The organism is Streptosporangium sp. NPDC002607 (assembly GCF_053592655.1).
The window spans coordinates 20,631-42,739 of sequence record NZ_JBSFWD010000003.1 but is presented as its reverse complement, the minus strand read 5'-3'; the positions used below and the strand labels follow the sequence as shown (position 1 = coordinate 42,739).

Annotated in this window: 18 protein-coding genes; 12 read left to right on the top strand and 6 right to left on the bottom strand. The window is 71.7% G+C overall.

Annotated features, from left to right (window positions below; genetic code table 11):
- Positions 1-30: 30 nt before the first annotated feature.
- The 12 genes from ACWD3H_RS04165 to ACWD3H_RS04110 all read left to right on the top strand — a co-directional run bounded on the left by ACWD3H_RS04165 (position 31) and on the right by ACWD3H_RS04110 (position 14,707).
- On the top strand, positions 31-1,392 hold the full coding sequence (locus ACWD3H_RS04165) for an FAD-binding oxidoreductase (RefSeq protein WP_355554747.1): 1,362 nt from the start codon (positions 31-33) through the stop codon (positions 1,390-1,392).
- Between the two features lie 201 nt (positions 1,393-1,593).
- On the top strand, positions 1,594-3,489 hold the full coding sequence (locus ACWD3H_RS04160) for a protein kinase domain-containing protein (RefSeq protein WP_451953962.1): 1,896 nt from the start codon (positions 1,594-1,596) through the stop codon (positions 3,487-3,489).
- Between the two features lie 328 nt (positions 3,490-3,817).
- Positions 3,818-4,828: a nitronate monooxygenase gene (locus tag ACWD3H_RS04155; protein ID WP_451953961.1), complete on the top strand. Its 1,011-nt coding sequence runs from the start codon at positions 3,818-3,820 to the stop codon at positions 4,826-4,828.
- Between the two features lie 153 nt (positions 4,829-4,981).
- Positions 4,982-5,641 (top strand): TetR/AcrR family transcriptional regulator, encoded by a 660-nt coding sequence (locus ACWD3H_RS04150; protein ID WP_355554753.1) that lies wholly within the window; start codon positions 4,982-4,984, stop codon positions 5,639-5,641.
- A 47-nt stretch (positions 5,642-5,688) separates the two neighbouring features.
- Positions 5,689-7,221, top strand: coding sequence for an acyl-CoA carboxylase subunit beta (locus tag ACWD3H_RS04145; protein WP_355554798.1), 1,533 nt, complete (start codon positions 5,689-5,691; stop codon positions 7,219-7,221).
- A gap of 2 nt (positions 7,222-7,223) precedes the next feature.
- The gene (locus ACWD3H_RS04140; protein ID WP_451953960.1) at positions 7,224-9,275 is read left to right on the top strand and encodes an acetyl/propionyl/methylcrotonyl-CoA carboxylase subunit alpha; all 2,052 of its coding nucleotides are present in this window, start codon (positions 7,224-7,226) and stop codon (positions 9,273-9,275) included.
- A gap of 58 nt (positions 9,276-9,333) precedes the next feature.
- The gene (locus ACWD3H_RS04135; RefSeq protein WP_350955833.1) at positions 9,334-10,146 is read left to right on the top strand and encodes an enoyl-CoA hydratase-related protein; all 813 of its coding nucleotides are present in this window, start codon (positions 9,334-9,336) and stop codon (positions 10,144-10,146) included.
- A gap of 33 nt (positions 10,147-10,179) precedes the next feature.
- Entirely contained in the window at positions 10,180-11,934 is a 1,755-nt protein-coding gene (locus ACWD3H_RS04130; RefSeq protein ID WP_451953959.1) for an acyclic terpene utilization AtuA family protein, read from the top strand.
- Between the two features lie 103 nt (positions 11,935-12,037).
- Complete coding sequence (locus ACWD3H_RS04125; RefSeq protein ID WP_451953958.1) at positions 12,038-13,063, top strand: phosphotransferase family protein; 1,026 nt, start codon at positions 12,038-12,040, stop codon at positions 13,061-13,063.
- A gap of 118 nt (positions 13,064-13,181) precedes the next feature.
- Positions 13,182-13,406 carry a hypothetical protein gene (locus ACWD3H_RS04120; RefSeq protein WP_030908087.1) on the top strand — a complete coding sequence of 75 codons (225 nt, stop codon included), beginning with the start codon at positions 13,182-13,184 and terminating at the stop codon, positions 13,404-13,406.
- Positions 13,407-13,518: 112 nt separating this feature from the next.
- The gene (locus ACWD3H_RS04115) at positions 13,519-14,370 is read left to right on the top strand and encodes a helix-turn-helix domain-containing protein (RefSeq protein ID WP_451953957.1); all 852 of its coding nucleotides are present in this window, start codon (positions 13,519-13,521) and stop codon (positions 14,368-14,370) included.
- 67 nt (positions 14,371-14,437) lie between these two features.
- Positions 14,438-14,707 (top strand): hypothetical protein, encoded by a 270-nt coding sequence (locus tag ACWD3H_RS04110; protein WP_343976512.1) that lies wholly within the window; start codon positions 14,438-14,440, stop codon positions 14,705-14,707.
- 36 nt (positions 14,708-14,743) lie between these two features.
- Here the strand turns inward: ACWD3H_RS04110 and ACWD3H_RS04105 are convergent, their stop codons facing one another.
- From ACWD3H_RS04105 to ACWD3H_RS04080, 6 genes are all read right to left on the bottom strand, one after another.
- Complete coding sequence (locus tag ACWD3H_RS04105) at positions 14,744-15,397, bottom strand: TetR/AcrR family transcriptional regulator (protein WP_355554767.1); 654 nt, start codon at positions 15,395-15,397, stop codon at positions 14,744-14,746.
- A 130-nt stretch (positions 15,398-15,527) separates the two neighbouring features.
- Positions 15,528-17,582 carry a glycosyltransferase family 39 protein gene (locus tag ACWD3H_RS04100; protein ID WP_451953956.1) on the bottom strand — a complete coding sequence of 685 codons (2,055 nt, stop codon included), beginning with the start codon at positions 17,580-17,582 and terminating at the stop codon, positions 15,528-15,530.
- Complete coding sequence (locus tag ACWD3H_RS04095) at positions 17,579-18,775, bottom strand: glycosyltransferase (protein ID WP_451953955.1); 1,197 nt, start codon at positions 18,773-18,775, stop codon at positions 17,579-17,581. Before ACWD3H_RS04095 ends, ACWD3H_RS04100 begins: the two co-directional genes overlap by 4 nt.
- A gap of 266 nt (positions 18,776-19,041) precedes the next feature.
- Positions 19,042-19,905 (bottom strand): intradiol ring-cleavage dioxygenase, encoded by an 864-nt coding sequence (locus ACWD3H_RS04090; RefSeq protein WP_451953954.1) that lies wholly within the window; start codon positions 19,903-19,905, stop codon positions 19,042-19,044.
- Positions 19,906-19,991: 86 nt separating this feature from the next.
- A complete protein-coding gene (locus ACWD3H_RS04085) occupies positions 19,992-21,389 on the bottom strand; it encodes a HAMP domain-containing sensor histidine kinase (protein ID WP_451953953.1) in 1,398 nt (465 codons plus the stop codon).
- Entirely contained in the window at positions 21,386-22,093 is a 708-nt protein-coding gene (locus tag ACWD3H_RS04080) for a response regulator transcription factor (RefSeq protein WP_451953952.1), read from the bottom strand. Before ACWD3H_RS04080 ends, ACWD3H_RS04085 begins: the two co-directional genes overlap by 4 nt.
- Positions 22,094-22,109: the final 16 nt, after the last annotated feature.

The window sequence follows — 22,109 nt, the reverse complement described above, 5'->3', positions numbered from 1 at the left end:
TTGCTCGGGGCCAGGCCGTACAGTCCACTTGTGACCGCTATCTCCGAACTTGTCGCCGCGCTCGCACCGGAGAAGGTGCTGACCGACTCCGACGTGACCGACTCCTACGCCCGGGATCGAACCTTTCTTGAGCCCGGCAAACCGCTGGCCGTGGTGCTCGCGCACACCAGGGACGACGTGGTCGCCGTGATGAGATGGGCCACCCGGTACCGGGTCCCCGTGGTGCCCCGGGGTGCCGGGACCGGCCTGGCCGGCGGGGCGACCGCCGTCGAGGGGTGCGTCGTGCTGGCGCTGCACAGGATGGCGGCCATCAGGGAGCTGTCCCCCGACGACGAGATAGCCGTGGTCGAGCCGGGGGTCATCACCGCCGACCTGGACCGGGCCGCCCGCGAGCACGGGCTGATGTACGCCCCCGACCCCTCCTCCTACGAGATCTCCACCATCGGCGGCAACCTGGCGACCAACGCGGGCGGTCTGCGGTGCGTGAAGTACGGCGTGACCCGCGACTCGGCGCTCGGCCTGGAGGTCGTGCTCGCGGACGGGCGGGTGATCAACACCGGTCGGCGCACCGTGAAGGGCGTGACGGGGTACGACCTGACCGGCCTGTTCGTCGGCTCCGAGGGGACGCTCGGGGTCATCACCGCGGCGACGGTGCGGCTGCGCAGAGCGCCGTCGGTCTACCCGGCGACGATCGCGGCCGAGTTCACCTCCCTCAGGGAGGCCGCCGCCGCCGTCTCCGCGATCATCGCGGCCGGGTGCCAGCCGTCCCTGCTGGAGCTGCTCGACCGGAACACGCTCAAGGCCATCGACGACTGGCGGAACATCGGGCTGGAGGAGTCGACCCGGGCGATGCTGATCGCGCAGTCGGACGCGGTGGACGGCCCGGCCGTCTCCGAGCGCATGGCGGAACTCTGCACCGCCAGCGGCGCGGCCTTCGTGGCGGTGTCGTCGTCGGCGCAGGAGGCCGAGCAGCTGATCGAGGTCCGCCGGATGGCGTACGAGGCCAAGGAGCGGCTGGGCAAGTGCCTGGTGGAGGACGTGTGCGTACCACGCTCCCTGCTGCCTGACATGATCGAGAAGATCGAGGCGATCGCGGCCAAGCACGGCGTGCTGATCACCACGGTCGCCCACGCGGGCGACGGCAACCTGCACCCCGTCTTCGTCTTCGACAGGACCCTGAGCGAACCGCCGCCCGAGGTGTGGGCGGCGGCCGACGAGCTCTTCAGGGAGACCCTGAAGATGGGAGGCACGCTCACCGGCGAGCACGGCGTCGGGCTGCTGAAACAGCGCTGGCTGTCCATGGAGACCGGGCCGGTCACCGAGGAGATCCACCACGGGATCAAACAGGTCTTCGACCCGCTCGGCATCCTCAACCCCGGCAAGGCCATCTGAGCGGGTTCCCACCACACCGGGCGGGAACCCCGCAAATCCCGCCCCACCAGGACAAAAGATGGGACCTCCGCGGATTCCCATCAGACCGAGCACGGGATTCCGCGGCTCCCCGGATCTCCATGGCCGTTCACTCCCCTCTCGCGCTGGTAGCGTTCTGCCCCACATAAACCATTTTTTTGGGTTTTGTCGGGGGGGCATCTGGTGGAACCACTAACAACGGAGGATCCCCCACGCCTGGGATCGTTCGAGCTGACCGGACGGCTCGGAGAGGGCGGGCAGGGGATCGTCTACCTCGGGCGGGGGCCTGAGGGCGAGCAGGTCGCCGTCAAGCTTCTCCACCACGGACTGGTCGGCGACCCCGAGGCCAGGGCACGCTTCCTGCGCGAGGTGTCGGTCGCGCAACGGGTGGCCCGGTTCTGCACCGCCTCCGTGCTCCACGCCGACCTCGCCGGCAGCCGTCCGTACATCGTGAGCGAGTACGTCCCCGGCCCCTCCCTGCGCCAGCTGGTCGACAGCCAGGGGCCGCGGCGCGGCGCCTCCCTGGAACGTCTCGCCGTCAGTACCGCCACCGCGCTGTCGGCGATCCACCGCGCGGGCATCCTGCACCGTGATTTCAAGCCCGCCAATGTGCTGATGGGTCCCGAGGGACCGGTGGTGATCGACTTCGGCATCGCCAGGGCGCTGGACTCCCCGGGGATGACCGCGACCGGGGTCGCGATGGGCACCCCTTCCTATCTCGCGCCCGAGCAGCTCGGGGCGGGCGAGGTGACACCCGCGGCCGACGTGTTCGCCTGGGGCGTCACGATGGTCTTCGCCGCGACCGGCAGGCCCGCGTTCGGCCAGGACTCCATCCCCGTCGTGATCAACCGGATCCTGAACACGGAGCCGGAACTGGGCGCGCTGGAGGGAGAGCTGCGCGAGCTGGTCACGGCCTGCCTGTCGAAGGACCCGGCACTGCGCCCCACCGCCGAGCAACTCGTCAACCGTCTGATGGGCACCGCCCCCACCACCCCGGTCCGGCGTCCGGCCCCCCTCCCCGGCCCTGTGCCCGGTCCCGGTCACGTGTCCGCGGCGGCCACGCGACAGAGCGGGCAGCGTCAGGACGGACCGCCGACGGGCGGACCGGGACACGTAGGGCCAGGACACGGCGGACCGGGAGGCACCGCGCCGGGACAGGGCGGCCCCGGGCGGGCCGGGGAGCCTGGTGGGAGGAAGCCGCGCGGGCCTGTGGGGCTCCTGCTCACCGGAGTGGCGGTCGTGGCCGCGCTCGGCGTGACCGCCGGGACCATGGTGGTCCTGCAGAACGACGAGAAGGCCACGATGGCGCGAGCCGGAGCGGCATCCATCGCGGCGGAGACCCCGGGCCCCGACCCGACGACCGTTCCCGGCGATCCGCTCACGGCCGGGAAAGAGGCTTCCCGGCCTCCGGAGAACGAGGAACTCCTCACGATCACGCCCCACCCGTCCCGGCCGATCGCGCGGCCGTCATCCCGACCGGCCGAGAACCCGAGCCGCGCTGCGGGAGCGCCGACGGGGAAGCCGAGCAGGCCCCCCTCCCGGACCTCCAGCCCGGCGGCCACCACCGCCAAGCCCACCCCGCCGGCGGAGCAACCGGGCTCGGCGGAGCCGAGCGGCATCGTCAAGCCCTCATCGGCTCCCGAGCCGACGGCCAAGCCCACCGCCACCTCGCGACCGACCTCGACGGTGAAGCCCACCACGGCCAAGCCCACCGTCAAGCCCACTGCCAAGCCGAGTCCCGCCCCTCAGAAACCCAACCCCTATACGGCCACCGGCGTCTGCGGCAGCGGCTACAAGGTCATCAACTCCAAGGCCCTGGGCAGTGTCGCGACGATCTACCTGCTCTACAGCTCCGCCGCGGGCAAGAACTGCGTCGTCACCATGTCCAGGTATGTGATTCCCGCCAAGATCTCAATGAACGCGACACTTCAGGTGCAGGGCGGCTCCAGCGGGAGCAACCCCGGCAAGTTCACCGTCTACGCGGGCCCGGTACGCCTGTCCGGGGCCAAGAAGTGCGTCATCTGGGGAGGCTCACACGGGTCGCTGTCCTGGAAGAGCGGCTGGAGCCACTGCGGCTGAGCACGAGGACTGTCGCATACTCCTCGGTGACCCGCGTGATGTCGCCGCCGCACCTCGTCCACCGCGTGAGCGTCCCGCCCACGACCAGGACGACCGCGGCATCCGGCCGGCCCAGAGCCGGCCGGAGATCTCCAGGCGGCTCCGCTCGGAGACGCCGGGGTATGTCTTCAAAGCCATGGATACTGCCGTACTGACCTGTGCGCAGCGGCGTTTGCCGGGTACATGGCGCTCCAGGTACTTGATCTGGATTTACCGTGAACTCGCGAGTGGGATGTGCTGATCGGCGGCATAGGTTTTCCAGACCATGGAGTGCTGAGAGGAGAAACCGATGCCTGACCCGATGCCGTGGCCGTCCAGGCTGCCGATCGTCCAGGCTCCGATGGCCGGCGGGGCGTCCACGCCCGAATTGGCCGCCTCCGTGTCCGGCGCCGGAGGTCTGGGATTTCTCGCGGCCGGTTACAAGACGGCCGCGCAGATGCGGCAGGAGATCGAGCGGACGCGTGAACTCACGTCTCGTCCGTTCGGAGTGAACGTGTTCATGCCTACGGCCGACGAGGCCGATCAGGCCGAACTCGGCGCCTATGCGCGAGCCATCGAGGGGGAGGCGCGGCGGCTTGGCACCGAGCTCGGGGTCCCGCGCGGCGGCGACGACGACTTCACGGCCAAGATCGAGGATCTGCTCGCGGATCCGCCCGCGGTGGTGGGATTCACGTTCGGCTGTCCCGAGGACGAACTCGTCCAGGCGTTCCGCCGCAAGGGGACCGCGGTGGTGGTCACCGTGACGTCGGTGGCCGAGGCCCGGCTGGCCTCGGCCGACGCGTTGTGCGTCCAGGGAGAGGAAGCGGGCGGGCATCGGGGGTCGTTCGCCAACACGGACGCAGCAGGAATGGGCCTGGACCGCTTGCTGCCCCGGATACGTGAGGTGTCACGGCTTCCCCTCATCGCGGCTGGCGGTATCGCCTCGGCCGCCGACGTCTCCCGGGTCCTGTCCGCGGGAGCGGTCGCGGCCGCGGCGGGCACCGCCTTCCTCCTCTGTCCCGAGAGCGGCACCGGCGCGGTCCACCGCGCGGCGCTGACCGATCCGCGCTTCACCCGGACCGCCATGACCAGGGCCTTCACCGGACGTCCGGCGCGCGGCCTGGTCAACCGGTTCATGACGGAGTACTCCGGCCGGGCGCCCGCGGCCTATCCGCAGGTCCATCACCTGACGGCGCCGCTGCGGCGCGCCGCCGCGGCACAGGGGGACGCCGAGGCGCTGCACCTATGGGCCGGAACCTCCTGGCACCGGGCGCGGCCCGTACCGGCGGCGCGGGTCACCGTGGACCTGGCCGCGATCTGAATCGGTCAGAACCGGGCTCGATCAGCGGTGTCGGCGGGCGGGACGGCTCCGGCGCCGTCGGAGCCGACGGCCGCGGCCTCGCCGGGGTGAGGGCGACATCGAATCCATCCCGGCCTCTGGCAGGCGCATGGGTTCTGGGTTACCGTAACTGACGTGATCGTCAAGTCTGAGACGCTCAGCACCCGGGGCCGGCGCACGCGAGCGGCGCTCGTCCAGGCCGGACGGGAGATGTTCGAGGAGCGAGGCTACGACGCCGTGCGTGTCGACGACGTCTGCGCGCGCGCCGGTGTCTCACACGGCACCTTCTACACCTACTTCGGCTCGCGCGAGGAGCTGTTCCGTGAGGTGGCGGCCACCGTGGTGGGCGAGATGTTCACCGCCAGCGTGGTCGGGCCCAGCGCTCCCGACGACCCGTACGCCCGCATCGAGGCCGCCAACCTGCTCTACCTGCGCGCCTGGGCCACCAACTCCCGGTTGGTAAGGATGCTGGAGCAGGTCGCGATCGCCGACGAGGGGTTCCGCGGCCTCCTGCTCGAGTTGCGCGAGGTCTTCGTACGGCGCGGCGCGGAGGGGTTGCGCCGCCTGCAGGAGCAGGGTCTGGCCGATCCGTCGCTGGACCCCCGGCTGACCGCCGTGATGCTGGGCGGGATGGTCGAGCACTTCGCCCACGTCTGGCTCGACCTCGGCGAGCACGCCGACGAGCGGACCGCCGTAACCATGCTCTCCACGCTCTGGGCCCGGGCCATCGGCCTGACGCCCGCGAGCCGGGGCAACAACATGACGCCAACGTCAATCAAGGAGGCGGGTTCGTGAGCCGGCTGGACACCTCCGGTGACGACTACCTGGCCCGGCGCGAGGCGATGCTCGCCAAGCTGGCCGAGCTCGACGCCGAGCAGGCCAGAGCGGTGGCCGGCGGCGGCGAGAAGTACGTCGACCGGCATCGCGCGCGGGGCAGGCTGCTGGCCAGGGAACGGATCGAGCTGCTCGTCGATCCCGACTCGGCGTTCCTGGAGCTCTCACCGCTGGCGGGCTGGGGCAGCGACTTCCCCGTGGGGGCGAGCGTGGTCACCGGGATCGGGGTGGTCGAGGGCGTCGAGTGCGTACTCGTCGCCAACGACCCGACGGTGCGGGGCGGCTCGTCCAACCCGTGGACGCTGCGCAAGACGCTCAGGGCGGCCGACATCGCCTTCGAGAACCGGCTGCCGCTGATCAATCTGGTGGAGTCCGGCGGGGCCGACCTGCCGACCCAGAAGGAGATCTTCATCCCCGGCGGCCGGATCTTCCGCGACCTGACCCGCCTGTCGGCGGCCGGGATCCCCACGATCGCCCTGGTCTTCGGCAACTCCACCGCCGGCGGGGCGTACGTACCGGGGATGAGCGACCACGTGGTCATGGTCAAGAAGGGCGCGAAGGTCTTCCTCGGAGGGCCGCCGCTGGTCAGGATGGCCACCGGGGAGGAGTCCGACGACGAGTCGCTGGGCGGTGCCGAGATGCACGCCCGGGTCAGCGGGCTGGCCGACTACCTGGCCGCCGACGAGCACGACGCGCTGCGGATCGGGCGGCAGATCGTCAGGGGCCTGAACCGGCGAAGGCTCGGCGCCTCCGCCGGGGCCGTGCGTGACCCGCTGTACGACGAGGACGAGCTGCTGGGCATCGTGCCCGAGGACCTGAAGATCCCGTTCGACCCGCGCGAGGTGATCGCACGGATCGTGGACGGCAGCGAGTTCGACGAGTTCAAACCCCTGTACGGCGGGAGCCTGGTGACCGGGTGGGCCCGCCTGCACGGCTACCCGATCGGGATACTGGCCAACGCCCGGGGGGTGCTGTTCAGCGAGGAGGCGCAGAAGGCCGCGCAGTTCATCCAGCTCGCCGGCCAGGCCCGCACACCGCTGGTCTTCCTGCAGAACACCACCGGCTACATGGTCGGCAAGGACTACGAGCAGGGCGGCATCATCAAGCACGGCGCCATGATGATCAACGCGGTGTCCAACTCGACGGTCCCGCACCTCACGATCGTCATGGGCGCCTCGTACGGAGCGGGCAACTACGGCATGTGCGGCCGGGCCTACGACCCTCGTTTCCTGTTCTCCTGGCCCAGCGCGAAGTCGGCGGTCATGGGGCCCGCCCAGCTCGCCGGAGTGCTGTCCATCGTCGGCAGGGCCGCGGCCCAGGCCCGGGGGCAGGTCTACGACGAGGAGGGCGACGCGGCGATGCGCCGGATGGTCGAGGCACAGATCGAGGCCGAGTCGCTGCCGTTCTTCCTCTCGGGCCGCCTCTACGACGACGGGGTGATCGACCCTCGCGACACCCGGACGGTCCTGGGCCTGTGCCTGTCCGCCGTACACAACGCCCCCGCCCCGGAGCCCGCGGGCTTCGGCGTCTTCCGGATGTGACCATGCCCGCGAACATGCCCGCGAACATGCCCGTGACCGCCTCGCCGATCCGCCGCCTGCTCGTCGCGAATCGGGGTGAGATCGCCCGCCGCGTCTTCCGTACCTGCCGCGACCTCGGCATCGAGACCGTCGCGGTCTTCTCCGACGCCGACGCCGACGCCCCGCACACGGCCGAGGCGGACCACGCGGTGCGGCTCGGCGGTGTCAGACCCGCCGACACCTACCTGTCGGTGGCGAAGATCATCGACGCGGCCCGCAGATCGGGGGCGGACGCGGTCCATCCCGGCTACGGCTTCCTGTCGGAGAACGCCGCCTTCGCGCGGGCCGTGCGGGACGCCGGCCTGACCTGGGTCGGTCCACCGGCCGAGGCCGTCGCCGCGATGGGCTCCAAGATCGAGGCCAAGGAGCTGATGGCGGCCGCGGGGGTCCCGGTGCTGCCGGGATTCACCACGGGTCCCGGCCACTCGACGGACGACCTGGAACGGGACCTGGAAGCCGTGTTCACCCCGATGGGCGGGCCCCTTCCCCTGCTGGTGAAGGCGTCGGCCGGGGGCGGCGGGCGTGGGATGCGCGTCGTACGGCTGACCGGCGACCTGCCGGAGGCGGTCGAGTCGGCGCGCGCCGAGGCCGCGTCGGCGTTCGGGGACGGCACGGTGTTCGTCGAGCCCCTGCTGGAGGGCGCCCGGCACATCGAGGTGCAGATCCTGGCCGACGGGCACGGGACGGTGTGGGCGCTGGGCGAGCGGGAGTGCTCGATCCAGCGGCGGCACCAGAAGGTGATCGAGGAGACCCCCTCCCCGGCGATCTCCCCGGCGACGCGGGTGCGGCTGCGCGACGCGGCGGTCACGGCCGCGCGGGCCATCGACTACGTCGGCGCCGGAACCGTCGAGTTCCTCGTCAGGGGCGACACGGTCGCCTTCCTGGAGATGAACACCCGCCTGCAGGTGGAGCACCCGGTGACCGAGTGCGTCTACGGCGTCGACCTCGTCGAACTGCAACTGCGGATCGCCGAGGGCGCCCGGCTGCCCGCGTCACCGCCCGAGCCGTCCGGGCACGCCGTCGAGGCGCGCCTGTACGCCGAGGACCCGGCCCGCGACTGGCTCCCGCAGAGCGGCCCCCTGCACCGCCTCGAGATCCCCGGCGTGGACTCCCGCTTCGCGCCCGCGTCCGGCGGGCGGCACGGACTGCGGCTGGACTCCGGCGTCGAGGACGGCTCGGTGATCGGGGTGCACTACGACCCGATGCTCGCCAAGGTCGTCTCCTACGGCGTGAGCCGCTCCGACGCCGTGCGGCGGCTGGCCTTCGCGCTGGCGGGCGCGCGAATCCACGGCCCCGTCACCAACCGGGACCTGCTGGTCGAGGTCCTGCGCCATCCGGCGTTCCTCGCCGGGGAGACCCATACGGGTTTCCTGACCGAGCACGGCCTCACCGGGGCGGCGCCCGGACGGCAGACCGCCGGAGCCGGGCCGGGGGCCGTGCGCCTGTCCGCCCTCGCCGCCGCGCTCGCGCGGGCGTCGGCCAACCGCGCGGCGGCGACGGTGCAGGCGGGACTGCCGAGCGGATGGCGCAACGTGGTGTCGCAGCCACAGCGCACCGCGTTCGCGGAGGCGGAGATCTCCTACCGGATCACCAGGGCCGGCCTGCGTGCCGAGGGGTTCCCCGATACCGTTCTGGTCGGTGCGACGCCCTCGCTCGTCGTACTGGAGACCTCCGGCGTGCGGCACAGGTTCGCCGTGGCCCGCTACGACGGCGTGACGCACGTGGACTCCCCGCTCGGTTCCGTACGGCTCACCCCGCTGGAGCGCCTGCCTGCGCCGGTGGAGCAGGTGCTACCCGGCTCCCTGCTGGCACCCATGCCCGGTACCGTGCTGCGGATCGACGTCAAACCCGGCGAGAGGGTCGGTGGGGGGCAGGTGGTCGTGGTGCTCGAAGCCATGAAGATGGAGCACCGGATCACCGCACCCGCACCGGGCACGGTGGCGGCGGTGAACGTGGCGCCGGGCCGCCAGGTCGAGGCCGGGTTCGTGCTGGTCGTGATCGAGGAGCAGACTTGATCCCCTCCCCGGGCTCTCCGGAGCCGGGATACGGGGTCTTGCGGCTGGAAGGATTCAGATGAGAACCGATGGGGGTTGGCCGGTGGAGCGCCTGGTGCACGGGGAGGTGTCCGGAGGGGTGGCGACGATCACCCTCGACTCCCCCCGCAACCGCAACGCCCTGTCGGTGCGGTTGCTGGGCGATCTGGAGGACCGGCTCAACTGGGCGCTGGCCGAGGAGAGCGTCCGGGTGATCGTGCTCACCGGGACCGGGCCGGTGTTCTGCGCGGGCGCCGATCTGAAGGAGCAGCGAGTGACCCCCCGCGGCGCGCACGAGGCGCCGGTGACCGCGTCGTTTCCGGAGATCATGAGCCTGATCTGGGAGAGCCCGAAGCCGGTCGTGTGCAGGCTGAACGGCACCGCGAGGGCCGGCGGGCTCGGTCTGGTGGCGGCCTGCGACTTCGCGATCGCCCCCGACTCGGCGTCGTTCGCCTTCAGCGAGGTGCGGCTCGGCGTGGTGCCCGCGATGATCTCGGTGACCGTGCTGCGGCGGCTCGACCCGCGCGCCGCCGCCGAGTACCTGCTCACCGGGGAGACGTTCGACGCCGCCCGCGCCAGGGAGATCGGGCTGCTCACCCGCGCCGTGCCCGAGGAGGAGCTGGACGCGACGGTCGCCCACTACACCGGCATGCTGCTGCGCGGCGGCCCCGAGTCGCTCGCTCTCACCAAGCAGCTCGTGCGGACCGTGCCCGAGCTGAGTGTCGAGGAGGGCATGCGCCAGATGGCCGAGCTGTCCGCCCGGCGCTTCACCTCCGCCGAGGGACAGGAGGGGATCGCCGCCTTCATGGAGAAGCGGCCCGCGTCCTGGATCCCCGCCTCCGAGGCGGGCTGACACCGCCTGCCGATACCCGCCCGAGGAGATCCGATGTTGCGTATCGCCAACTGCTCCGGCTTCTACGGCGACCGGCTGTCGGCCGCCAGGGAGATGGTGGAGGGCGGCCCGATCGACGTGCTCACCGGCGACTGGCTCGCCGAGCTGACCATGCTGATCCTGGCCGGGAACCGGCTCAAGGGCCGCCCCGGCTACGCGCCGACCTTCCTCAAGCAGCTGGAGGAGGTCCTCGGGACCTGCCTGGAACGCGGCATCAAGATCGTCTCCAACGCGGGCGGCCTGGATCCCGCCGGGTGCGCCGGGGCGGTGACCGAGCTGGCGGCGCGCCTCGGGTTGCCGGTGCGGGTCGCCCACGTCACCGGTGACGACCTCACCGGCCACGACCTGGGCGGAGCGCCGAACGCCGACACCGGCGAGCCGCTGCCCGCGCCCGCCCTGACCGCCAACGCCTACCTGGGGGGCCGCCCGATCGCCGCCGCCCTGTCCGCCGGGGCGGACGTGGTGGTGACCGGCCGCGTCACGGACGCCGCCCTGGTCACAGGGCCGGGAATCTGGCGGTACGGGTGGGGGCCCGGCGATCTCGACGCGCTGGCCGGGTCCGTGGTCGCCGGGCACGTCATCGAGTGCGGCTGCCAGGCGACCGGCGGTAACTACGCGTTCTTCGGCGAGGTGCCCGACCTGGCGCGCTGCGGGTTCCCGCTGGTGGAGCTGGAGGCGGACGGCTCCAGCGTGGTCACCAAGCATCCCGGGACCGGGGGGCTGGTCTCGGTCGGCACGGTCACCGCGCAGCTGCTGTACGAGATCGCCTCACCCCGCTATCCCGGCCCCGACGTGGTCGCGCGCTTCGACACGATCCGGCTGGAGCAGCAGGGCCCCGACCGGGTCCGCGTCTCGGGGGTGCGCGGCGAGGCCCCGCCCGCCACGCTCAAGGTCGCCGTCAACTACCTGGCGGGCTACCGCAACACCATGACGCTCGTCCTGACCGGTCTGGACATCGAGGCCAAGGCCGGGCTCGCCCAGGAGGCCATCTGGGCCCGGGTGCCGAGGGAGTCGTTCGACGAGGTCCACGTCGAGCTCACCCCGCTGGCGGGAACCGCCCTGCTGCGCGTCACCGTGATGGACGCCGACCGGCGCAGGGCCGGACGCGCCTTCTCCTCGGCCGTGGTCGAGACCGGCCTGGCGAGCTACCCCGGTTTTTACGGGCTGACCCCTCCCGGTGACGCCTCGCCGTACGGGGTCTACTGGCCCACACTCGTCCCGGCGGAGGCGGTGCGGGCCCGCGTCTGGCTCGACGGCCGCGAGCTCCCCACGGTGCCGGACGCGTCGGGGGACGGCGACCGGGAGCGGTCCGGGCAGGCTCCCCCTCCCCCTCCCCCTCCCCCTCCCCCGGTCACGCGTCCTGGAGCGCCGGAGGGGGGCGCGCCGGGCGGCCCCCGGGGCGCGGACGGCGACGGCGGGACGGTGCGGGTCGCGCTGGGCTCGATCGTGGGTGCCCGGTCCGGGGACAAGGGTGGCAACGCCAACCTGGGGGTCTGGGTCCGCACCGCCGAGCAGTTCGGGTGGCTGGAGGACTACCTGACGGTCGAGCGCCTGGCCGGGCTCCTGCCCTGCACCGCGGAGCTGAACGTCGAGCGCTTCGAGCTGCCCAACCTGCTCGCCCTCAACTTCGTCGTCCACGGCCTCCTCGGCCGGGGTGTGGCCGCCAGTCCTCGCCTCGACGCCCAGGCCAAGGCCCTCGGTGAGGAACTCCGCGCCGTACTCGCCGACATCCCGCGGCGCCTGCTGTGATCCCCCGATCGGAACGGCCGTCGCGGTCTGGATGGTATTGACCGTCGCGGGCGGGAATCATAGATTCACCCCGACTAGAATATAATTCGGTCAAGGAGGATGCATGACGGCCGCACACATCGACGTCAACGTGATCGACTTCGGCGTGCTCGGTGCGTGGATGGACGCGCAGGGGCTGCCCCCCGGGCCGTTCGAGCGGGTCGCGCCCGTGGCGGGCGGAACGCAGAACGTCATGGTCCGCTTCGAGCGGGGTGGGGCTCGGTACGTGCTGCGCAGGCCGCCGCTGCATCCGCGCGCCAGGAGCAACGAGGTACTCCGCCGGGAGGCGAGGGTGCTGACGGTGCTGCGCGACACGCCGGTGGCGGCGCCGCGCCTCGTCGCGGCCTGCACCGACGAGAGCGTCATGGGCGCGGTCTTCTATCTGATGGAACCGGTCCAGGGTTTCAACCCCACGGTCGGGCTGCCCGAGCCGCACGCGAGCGATCCCGCGATCCGGTACCGGATGGGCCTGGAGGCGGCCTCGGCGCTGGCCGACCTCGGGCGGGTGGACCACGGCGCGCTCGACGGGTTCGGCCGCCCCGACGGGTTCCTGGAGCGGCAGGTACCGCGCTGGATGGGCGAACTGGACGGCTACGGGGCACTGGACGGGTATCCGGGGCCCGACATCCCCGGACTGGCGGAGACGGCCGGCTGGCTGGAGCGCAACCGGCCGAAGGAGTTCACCCCGGGGATCATGCACGGCGACTACCACCTGGCCAACCTCATGTTCGCCTGTGACGGGCCCAGGGTGGCCGCGATCGTCGACTGGGAGATGTGCACGGTGGGCGACCCGCTGCTGGACCTGGGGTGGCTGCTGGCGACCTGGCCGACCGCCGACGGCGTGGGCGTGATCTCCGGCGGCGTCACCGGGCTGGCCCCGGCCGCCGAGCTCGTCGAGTGCTACGCGGCCCTGTCCGACCGCGATCTGTCCGCCGTCGACTGGTACGCAGTGCTGGCCTGCTTCAAGCTCGGCATCGTGCTGGAGGGCACGCACGCTCGCGCGTGCGCGGGCAAGGCGCCCAGGGAACTCGGGGATCTGCTCCACGCGACCACGCTGAACCTGTTCGCCCGCGCGCGCACGTTCATGTGACATAAGGCGAAATAAGTGGAATGTGCGTTATCTGGCGCTTGAAACCTTCATGCAACCCTCCAAACTCTAGGATTGCTCGCAATTGCTCCATGAGTGTGGTTCGGGGAAGGATTCAGTCATGCGCCTCCGGTTCCTTGGTTCAACCTCCGAAGCGGGCGCCTGCCCCTCCCTCTACGAGACCGATCGCGGGACCGTCGTGGTGCAGGGCCTTCGGGTGACCGACGCGGAGGCGCTGGCCGACCTGCGCCACGTCCTGGAGGGTGAAACCGCCGTCGAGGTGCCCCGCGAGTTGCTCGTGGACATCGCACGCCGGGTACTTTCTGTAAATATTGGTCACGATTAGGAGTGCTCTCTGGCTTGATCCACATGCTCGGGTCTAGCGTCGTGCGCACCACGCGGGGGATGACGTGAACCCGCGGGAGGAGCAGGCGGGCGAGAGCGGCCAGGGAGATCGTGTGAGCGGGTTCCAACAGGCCAGAACCGAACTCGGCGCGCGGTTGCGGCACCTGCGGGAGACCGCTCACCTGTCGGGCAAGGAACTGGCCGAACGGCTGAGATGGCAGGCCTCCAAGGTCTCCCGGATCGAGAACGCCCGCCAGGCCGTCACCGAGGACGACATCGTCCAGTGGGCGCAGGCCACAGACGCCTCCCCCGAGGTGGTCGAGGAGCTGGTGGAGCGGGCACTGGGCCTCCTGGATCGCCAGGACTCCTGGCGGCAGCGGCACCGCAGCGGGCTGGCCGCCCTCCAGGAGGACGTCCGCGACATGGAGGCGCGGACCACGCTGCTGCGGGTGTTCGAGCCCGGCGTGGTCATCGGCCTGCTGCAGACCACCGAGTACGCCCGGAGCATCTTCACTCGGATCAAGCGCCTCTACCGGTCCCCCGACGAGATCGACGCGGCCATCCGGGTCCGCATGCGGCGCCAGGACATCCTCTACGACCAGAGCAGGCGGTTCAGGTTCGTCCTGCCGGAGGCGGTGCTGCGCTACCGGCTGGCCCCGCTGGACGTGATGCGCGGGCAGCTCGACCGGTTACTGGCGGTGACCGCACTGCCGAACGTGGAGTTCGGTGTGATCCCCTTCGAGGCGCCCCTGCCCTCGGCACCGCTCAACGGTTTCTGGATGTACGACGACGACCATGTCGCGGTGCCGACCAGGACGAGGGACCTGCTTCTCCGCGACCCGGACGACGTCGCCTTCTACGCGCGGACCTTCGAGGAACTCTGCGAGGTCGCGGCCTTCGGGGAGGACGCCAGATCGGTGATCGTCCGAGTACTCGACGATTTCTCCGGGCAGCCGAGGGAGTAAACACCGCAATTGCTTGATTAGCATCCCAAGATCGTGCAATTCTCTGTCGAGACGGAGGTGACGCACGATGCTGGACACGCTGTCTTGTCTGGAGAGGTTCGTTGCTGCGATACGACTGCACGCCGACCTTTCCGTACAGCGGATCTCGTTCGGTGATCCCGCGTACGTGTACGTCCGCAACCGTTTCAGCAGCACCCTGGCCGAGACCGTGACCTGCTCCCAGGACGGCCGTTTCATCACCTCGTGGGGTTACCGGCTCGGCACCAGCGAGAACATCGACGGTGCCGCGGCGCGGCTGGCCTTCCTCCTCGCGGCCCTGCCCACCCCCCAGGTCTGACCCGGCGCCACGGGGTCTCCCCCGCCCGACCCGCCGCTACGAAGCCTCGGCCGGCTCGTCGGGAAAGTCCGAGAGGTGCAGGCCGACCTCCCTGGCGGCGGCGACCCTGGCGTGATGGAGCATCCGGCTCCGCGACATGTTGCCGGTGTGCAGGGTGTACCGGACCACGAGGCCGTCGAGCATGCCGTCGATCCGCTCGGCCGAGCCCAGAGGGTCGTCGCAGGTGAACTCACCCGAGGCCACGCCGGCGGAGATCACCTGGCTGAGGATCTCGATCCAGGCGCCCTCAAGCTCCAGCAGGATGGTGCGGACGTGCTCCTCGCGCACTCCCACGGCCCAGGCGTCGACCCAGAGGATCCAGCTCTGGTCGGAGCGGGAGGCCGGGATGTAGAAGCGCAGGACACGGTCGAGGAGTTGGACGGCGGTGCCGGGGCCCGCGACGATCTCCTTCAGCCGCTGGATCTCCGAGTCGCTGGTGCTGCGGAGCATCTCGGTGATGAGATCGTCCTTGGTGGCGAAGTGGTAGTGGATCAGGCCACCGCTCACGTTCGTCGCCTTGGCGATGTCGGCGACACGGGTACTGGCCAGCCCGCGCTCGAGCACGACCCGCCTGGCGGCTTCAAGGAGCTCCGCTCGGCGCTGGTCGGCCTGGTCGGCGCGGCTGCTGCGCGCCCCTACTCCGCTGTGCACGGCGCAAGACTACAGCAGCGCGGGCACACCGCCTCCATACTACTGATTGGTCGATCAGTCAATGACTTCGCCCCTGTCGTACGGGCGAGGAGAGCGGAGCGGCACGGCACCGGACGGCCGGCCTGCCGGCTCAGCCACAGCGGTACAGGGACTGGTCGGTGGAGCCGCCGTACTCCGACGCCTTGACCGCCGTGCAGTTGGCCCGCACCCACTCGGTCACCTGGGACCCGCCCCCGTCGGGCCCGCCCCGGCCGCCTCCGGTCATCACGTACCTGAGCCGCCCCGAGGAGACGAGCCCGTTGAGCCGGTCCACGGTCATGGCGGGGTCGCTCCCGGTGAAGCCGCCCATCGCGATGACGGGCAGCCCTGTCGACAGGATGGCCGAGGAGGCGCCCTGCGCGCTGCTCACCGCCACCAGCCAGGTCGCGCCGCCCCGGTTCCTCCTCAGGTATTCGATCATCTGCGGGTCCATGGCACCGCCGGGGCCGCCACCACGCATGCCGCCTCCGGCCGGGAGGCCGTAGCGCGTCCGCGGAACGGCGTCACCGGTCACCCCCTGCTGCGAGTTCTGTCCCGGTACGCCACCGGGAGGTCCGCCGTCACCCTCGGCGCCCCCTCCTCTCGTGCCTCCGGGGAAGCCGCCCCGCATGCCGCCGAAGCCACCGCTCCCCGCGGGACCCGCGGTGGGGTTGGTGCCGTTGACGGCCGAGCCGAGCGGGGTCAGCGCGTAGGCGGCGGGACCGGCGAGGCCGGCGGCCAGCCCGGCCGTCAGCGCGACGGCGGCGATCCGCAGCCGGAGCCGCGGCCCCAGGCGGGCCAGGAACAGCCCGGCGACCGCCGTCACCGTGATCGCGGCGACCGCCCAGGCCAGCCAGGGCACGAAGTCCGTGCTGCGGCGCAGCACGGTGAACGCCCACGCCCCGGTGACCGCGATCCCCGCGGGCAGCACCCACGACCACGCCCTGGAGTGCCGGTAGGCCCTCCAGCCGAGCACCCCGCCAAGACCGGTCAGAGCGGCGACGGCCGGGGCCATCGCGGTGGAGTAGTACGGGTGGAAGGTGCCGCTGGAGAAGCTGAACACGACGTAGTGGACCACGAGCCAGCCGCCCCACAGCAGCAGGGCGATCCTGGTGTCGCGGAGCGGGCCGCGGACGGTCAGGGCCAGGCCGGCGACCAGGGCGATCACAGCGAAGGGCAGCAGCCAGGAGATCTGCCCGGCCATGATGTCGTTGAACAGGCGCCCGGCGCCCGCCTCACCGCCGAATCCCATGCCACCCCCGGCCCGGCCCCCGCCGGTGCCGAAGATCCGTCCGAGGCCGTTGTAGCCGATGACGAGGTCCCAGACGGAGTTGTCGGTGCTGCCGCCGATGTAGGGGCGGCTCGACGCGGGCCACAGGTCCACGATCACCATCCACCAGGCGCTGGAGACCACCAGCGCGGCGCCCGCGGCGAGCAGGTGCCCGAGACGGCGGAGCGGCGCCCCCGGAGCCATGGCCAGGTAGAGCGGGGCGAAGGCCGGGAGCACCAGGTAGGCCTGGAGCATCTTGGTGTTGAACGCCAGGCCGACGAGCACCGCCGAGACGACGAGCGCGCGCATCCGGCCGGCGCGTACCGCCTCCTGGCAGAACCAGGCCGCGAGCACCAGCAGCAGGACGAGGAGGGTGTCGGGGTTGTTGTCCCGGTTGATGGCCACGGTGATCGGGGTCAGCGTCATCACCAGGGCCGCGACCAGTGCGGCGGCGTGGCCGTACCCGCCGGGCATGGCTCTTCGCACCGCCGAGTGGAGCACGGCGACGGCGGCGACCCCGGCGGCGGCCTGGGGCAGGAGCATGCTCCAGGTGCCGAACCCGAAGATCCTCGCGGACAGCCCCATCGCCCAGAGCGCGAGCGGTGGTTTGTCCACGGTGATGAACGACCCCGCGTCCAGGGCTCCGAAGAAGAACGCCTTCCAGCTCTGGGTGCCCGACAGGATCGCGGCGGAGTAGTACTCGTTGGCGTGACCGTTGCGCCCCAGCGCCCAGACGTACAGGACGGTGGCCAGCACGAGCACCCCCCACAGGCCGGGCCGCGCCCAGCGGGGGTCGCCGGGGGCGCCGAGGAACACCCGCCGCACCCCGCCCTGCCCGACGGTGTGCCGCCCGCCCGAAGTCGGCAGCACCGCGTCCGGCGAGGTGTGGGTGGTCATCGGCTGTTCTCCTTGGCGCGGCGGGGGTTGAAGACCCAGATGCGGAGCATCAGGAAGCGTACGAGGGTGGCGACGGCGTTGGCCGTCACGAGCGCGGCGACCTCCGCGGCGGTGGACGCCGCGGGTGCCACGAGGTTGAGCAGGGCCAGGCCGCCGGTGCTCAGCGACAGGCCGACGAGGAAGGCCAGGCCGCCTTCGAGCTGGTGACGGAGGGCTCCGGTACGGCCGGTGACGCCGAAGGTGAAGCGCCGGTTGGCCGCGGTGTTGAGGACCGCGGTGACGAGCAGGGCCACCCCGTTGGCCACGACGGCGGGCATCACCAGGCGCAGGGACACGAACAGGGCCAGGTGCGCCAGGGTGCAGACCACGCCGATGACGGCGAAGCTCGGCAGCTGGCGGGCCATGCCCCCGGGCAGCCGCGCCGCCCGCACCCGCGGCGGGACCGGGATCCTGGCCGCCCCCGACAGCGTCTTCCGCGCCACCCTCGCCATCCCCCTGAGGTCGTCCCTGACGGTTCTGACGATGTCGACGCGGCTGTCGGGGTCGTCCACCCAGTCGACGGGCACCTCGTGGATGCGCAGACCGTGCCGCTCGGCCAGGAGCAGCAGCTCGGTGTCGAAGAACCACTCCTCGTCCTCGACCGCGGGGAGCAGCGCCTGCGCGATCTCGGTGCGCACCGCCTTGAAGCCGCACTGCGCGTCGGAGAACCGCGCCCCCATCGCCGAGCGGAGCAGCAGGTTGTACGTCCGCGAGATGAACTCCCGTTTCGGCCCGCGGACGACGTTGGACCCCCGAGACAGCCGGGTGCCGATGGCCAGGTCGCTGTGGCCGGAAAGCAGCGGGGCCACCAGCGGCAGGAAGGCGTCCAGGTCCGTGGAGAGGTCCACGTCCATGTAGCTGACCACGTCGGCGTCGCTGGCCGACCACGCCCTGCGCAGTGCCCGGCCCCGGCCCTTGGCGTCGAGGTGCAGGGCGCGCACGCCGGACAGCTCGCGGCTGAGGTCGGTGGCGATCTGCCAGGTGGCGTCGGTACTGGCGTTGTCGGCGATCGTGATGCGGAAGCCATAGGGAAAGGTTCCCGTGAGGTAGGCGTGCAGGCGGCGGACGCTCTCGTCGAGCACCCGCTGCTCGTTGTGGACGGGGACCACGATCTCGACCGTTCGGGTGCGCGCCGGCGCTGTCGCCTGCTTCACGCTGCTCTCCCGGGGTGAGGGCTCGGTTCTCTCATGGCCCCAGAGTCGTCAGGTGACCTTGGGCGATCCTGAGGCGCTCGTTAACACCGGGTGAGAAAACGAAGGAGCCCCGGCGCGCGCGGCCGGGGCCTGGGACCGTCCGCGAGTGCGCCCCCATCCTTCGCACCGGCCGATCAGGCCACCGGCAGCGAGTCAGGCGGGCCCGGCTGCGCATACGCCGGTGGAACACGAAAAGCCCCCGGCCGCGGCCGGGGGCTCTCAGGCGGTCACTTCCCGGCGGGGGCGGAGAAGGTCATGACCCCGAGGTGGCCGTCGCCCTCCCCGGTCAGCTTCATCAGCAGGCTGTCGTCGTAGATGGAGTCGGAGTCGTTCCTCAGGCGCTGCCCGGTGTGGTCGGCGTACGGCCGCGCCGCGTAGACCTGCTCGGAGACCGTCTCGTCGAAGAACATCTGGGTGGTCAGCACCCGGGCGTTGCCGATGTGCACCATCGCGTGGATGTGCACGCTGCGCCCCTGATACCAGCCCGGGTAGATCGTGACGAACTCCACGATGCCGTCGGCGTTGGTGACCTGGGCGCCGCGCAGGTAGCGCTCCTCGTCGGTGGGCGTGGCGTCGCCCATGCCGTCGTCCGCCCCCCGCCCCGGGCCGCCCGCCCCCGGGCCGCCGGGGCCGCCACTCGGCGGCGCGCCGGTCGGGCGCTCCCCCGTGGGGCCGCCGTCCGCCGCCTGGGAGGCACTCTCGAAACCGGAGTAGACGCCCCCCGCGTCGCAGTGCCAGATCTCCACCACCGCGCTGGGGATCGGCTCACACGTGGCGGCGTCCTGCACCCGGATCGCCACCCGCAGCGTGCTCCCCTGCCGGTCCTCGCGGATGTCGCTGCGGATCTTGTCCGCGTCGAAGTGGTACGGGCCCTGGGTGGTCTCCTCGGTCAGGACGCACGTCGACGCGTCCTCGAACAGCGCGGCCAGTCCGGCGGAGGACGCGGTGGTCGGCTGAACCGTCGCGGTACCGCCCGTGGTCGTCGCCACCCGCGTGGTGGTGCTGTCCGGTCCGGCGCAGGCGGCCAGCAGCGCCCCCAGGCCCACGGTGCCGAACCCGGCCAGGGCCGTCCTCCGGTCGATGTTCCTCATGGTGATGCCCTCCTCGTGTCGGCTCCCACGCTCACCGCGCCCTCTGGAATCTCGCTGAGCGAATTCTTAACGCCTGATGAGAGACCTCACGGCGCCGCGGGGAGGTGGGCGCGGGCCGGAGAGCCGGGCAGGCGGACGCGCGCGAGGATGCCGCCCCCCTCGGCGTTCTCCAGTTCCACCTCTCCCCCGGCGTCGCGCACCGCCTTGGCCACGATGGCCAGCCCCAGCCCCGACCCGGGCATGCTGCGGGCCGAGGACGACCGCCAGAACCTGTCGAACACGTACGGCAACTCCCCCGGGGGGATGCCGGGGCCGTGGTCCCTGACCGTCAGCTCGCCGCCCCGGAGCCTCACCCGCACCGGGCCCTCCCGCCCGTGCGAGAACTTCACCGCGTTGTCCAGCAGGTTCACCACGGCCCGCTCCAGGGCGGCCTGATCACCTCGCAGGTACCAGGGGAGCAGCTCCACCTCGATCGGGGTGTCGGGGGCGCGCAGCCGCGCCCGGCGCACGGCCTCCTCGACGACCTCGTGGAAGGCGACCTCGACGTACGGCTCGTGCTCGTCCTCGGCGCGCGAGAGCTGGAGCAGGTCCCCGACGAGCGTGGACATCTCCTCGAACTGGGCCTTGAGGTTGGTCAGCAGCCTGTGCTTGGGGGCGGGGTCGAGCGGACGCCCGGTGTTCTCGCTGCGCAGCAGCAGGTCGATGTTGGCGCGCAGGCTGGTGAGCGGGGTGCGCAGCTCGTGCCCCGCGTCGGCGATCAGCCGCCGCTGGCGCTCGCGGGACCCGGCCAGCGCGGTGGTCATCGCGTTGAAGGAGACGCCGAGCCTGGCGATCTCGTCGGTGCCCTCGACGGGGATCCTGGTGTCGAGGTCCTCGGTCCTGGCGACGTACTCGACGGCCTCGGTCAGCCGGCCGACCGGGCGCAGCGCGGTGCGGGAGACCAGCAGCCCCGCCGAGGCCGCGCCGAACACGCCGAGCGCGGTGACCCCGGCGAGGATCCAGGCCAGGGCCGCGAGGGTGGTCTGAACCTCCTCCAGCGACCGGGACTCCATGATCGCGATGCCGGGCCCGACGTTCCTCGTCATCACCCGGACCTCCTCGCCGCCGTCGGTCACCCCGTCCCTGATCCTTCTCGTGCCGGGCGGGGCCTGGGTCAGGGCCAGGTCGGCGGGGGTGACCTTGACGGGCGCGGTGCCTATGACGCACCTGCCGCCACCGGCGTAGATCAGCTGGACCGACGGGATGCGGAACGACGGCCTGCGCTCGATGCTCCCCCTCGGCCCCGCCGGGCCCCCCGCGCAGTACGACTCGATCCACTCGATGCCCTGCGGTCCCTTCGGCACCTCCAGGGAGCGCTCCACCTGCCGCAGCAGCTCGGCCCTGACGACGAACCAGCACAGCACCGCGCAGACCGCGATCGCCAGCGCCACGGCCGCCGCCACCAGCAGGGTCAGCCGCGAGCGCAGCGAACGGCGACCGTTCACGCGGAGTTCCGCAGCACGTAGCCGACCCCCCGGACCGTGTGGATCAGCCTGGGACGCCCGCCGGTCTCGGTCTTGCGGCGCAGGTACATGACGTAGACGTCGAGGGAGTTGGAGGAGGGCTCGAAGTCGAAGCCCCACACCTCACTGAGGATCTGCTCGCGGGTGAGCACCTGGCGGGGATGGATCATGAGCAGCTCCAGCAGCAGGTACTCGGTACGGGTCAGCTCCAGCCGCTCGCCCGACCTGGTGACCTCCCGGCTGGCGGTGTCCATCCGCAGGTCGCCGAAGACCAGGCCCGCGTCGTCCTCGGCCGCGGGCGCGCTCAGCGCGCCGCGCCGCAGCAGCGCCCTGACGCGTGCCAGCAGCTCGTCCAGCTCGAACGGCTTGACCAGGTAGTCGTCGGCCCCCGCGTCCAGGCCGGAGACCCGGTCGCCCACGGCGTCGCGGGCGGTGAGCATGAGCACCGGCAGGTGGTTGCCCGCCGCCCTGAGCCTGCGGCAGGCGGTCAGCCCGTCCAGCCGGGGCATCATCACATCCAGCAGGACCAGCTCGTACGGCTCCCGCTCCAGCGTCTCCAGCGCCTCCTGGCCGTCCGAGGCCACGCCGACCCGGTAGCCCTCGAACTCCAGGCTGCTCTGCAGCGCCTCCCTGAGCGCGGGCTCGTCGTCCACGACCAGCACCCGCGCCGCCTCACCGTCACCCATGGCCCTCACGTTAGAC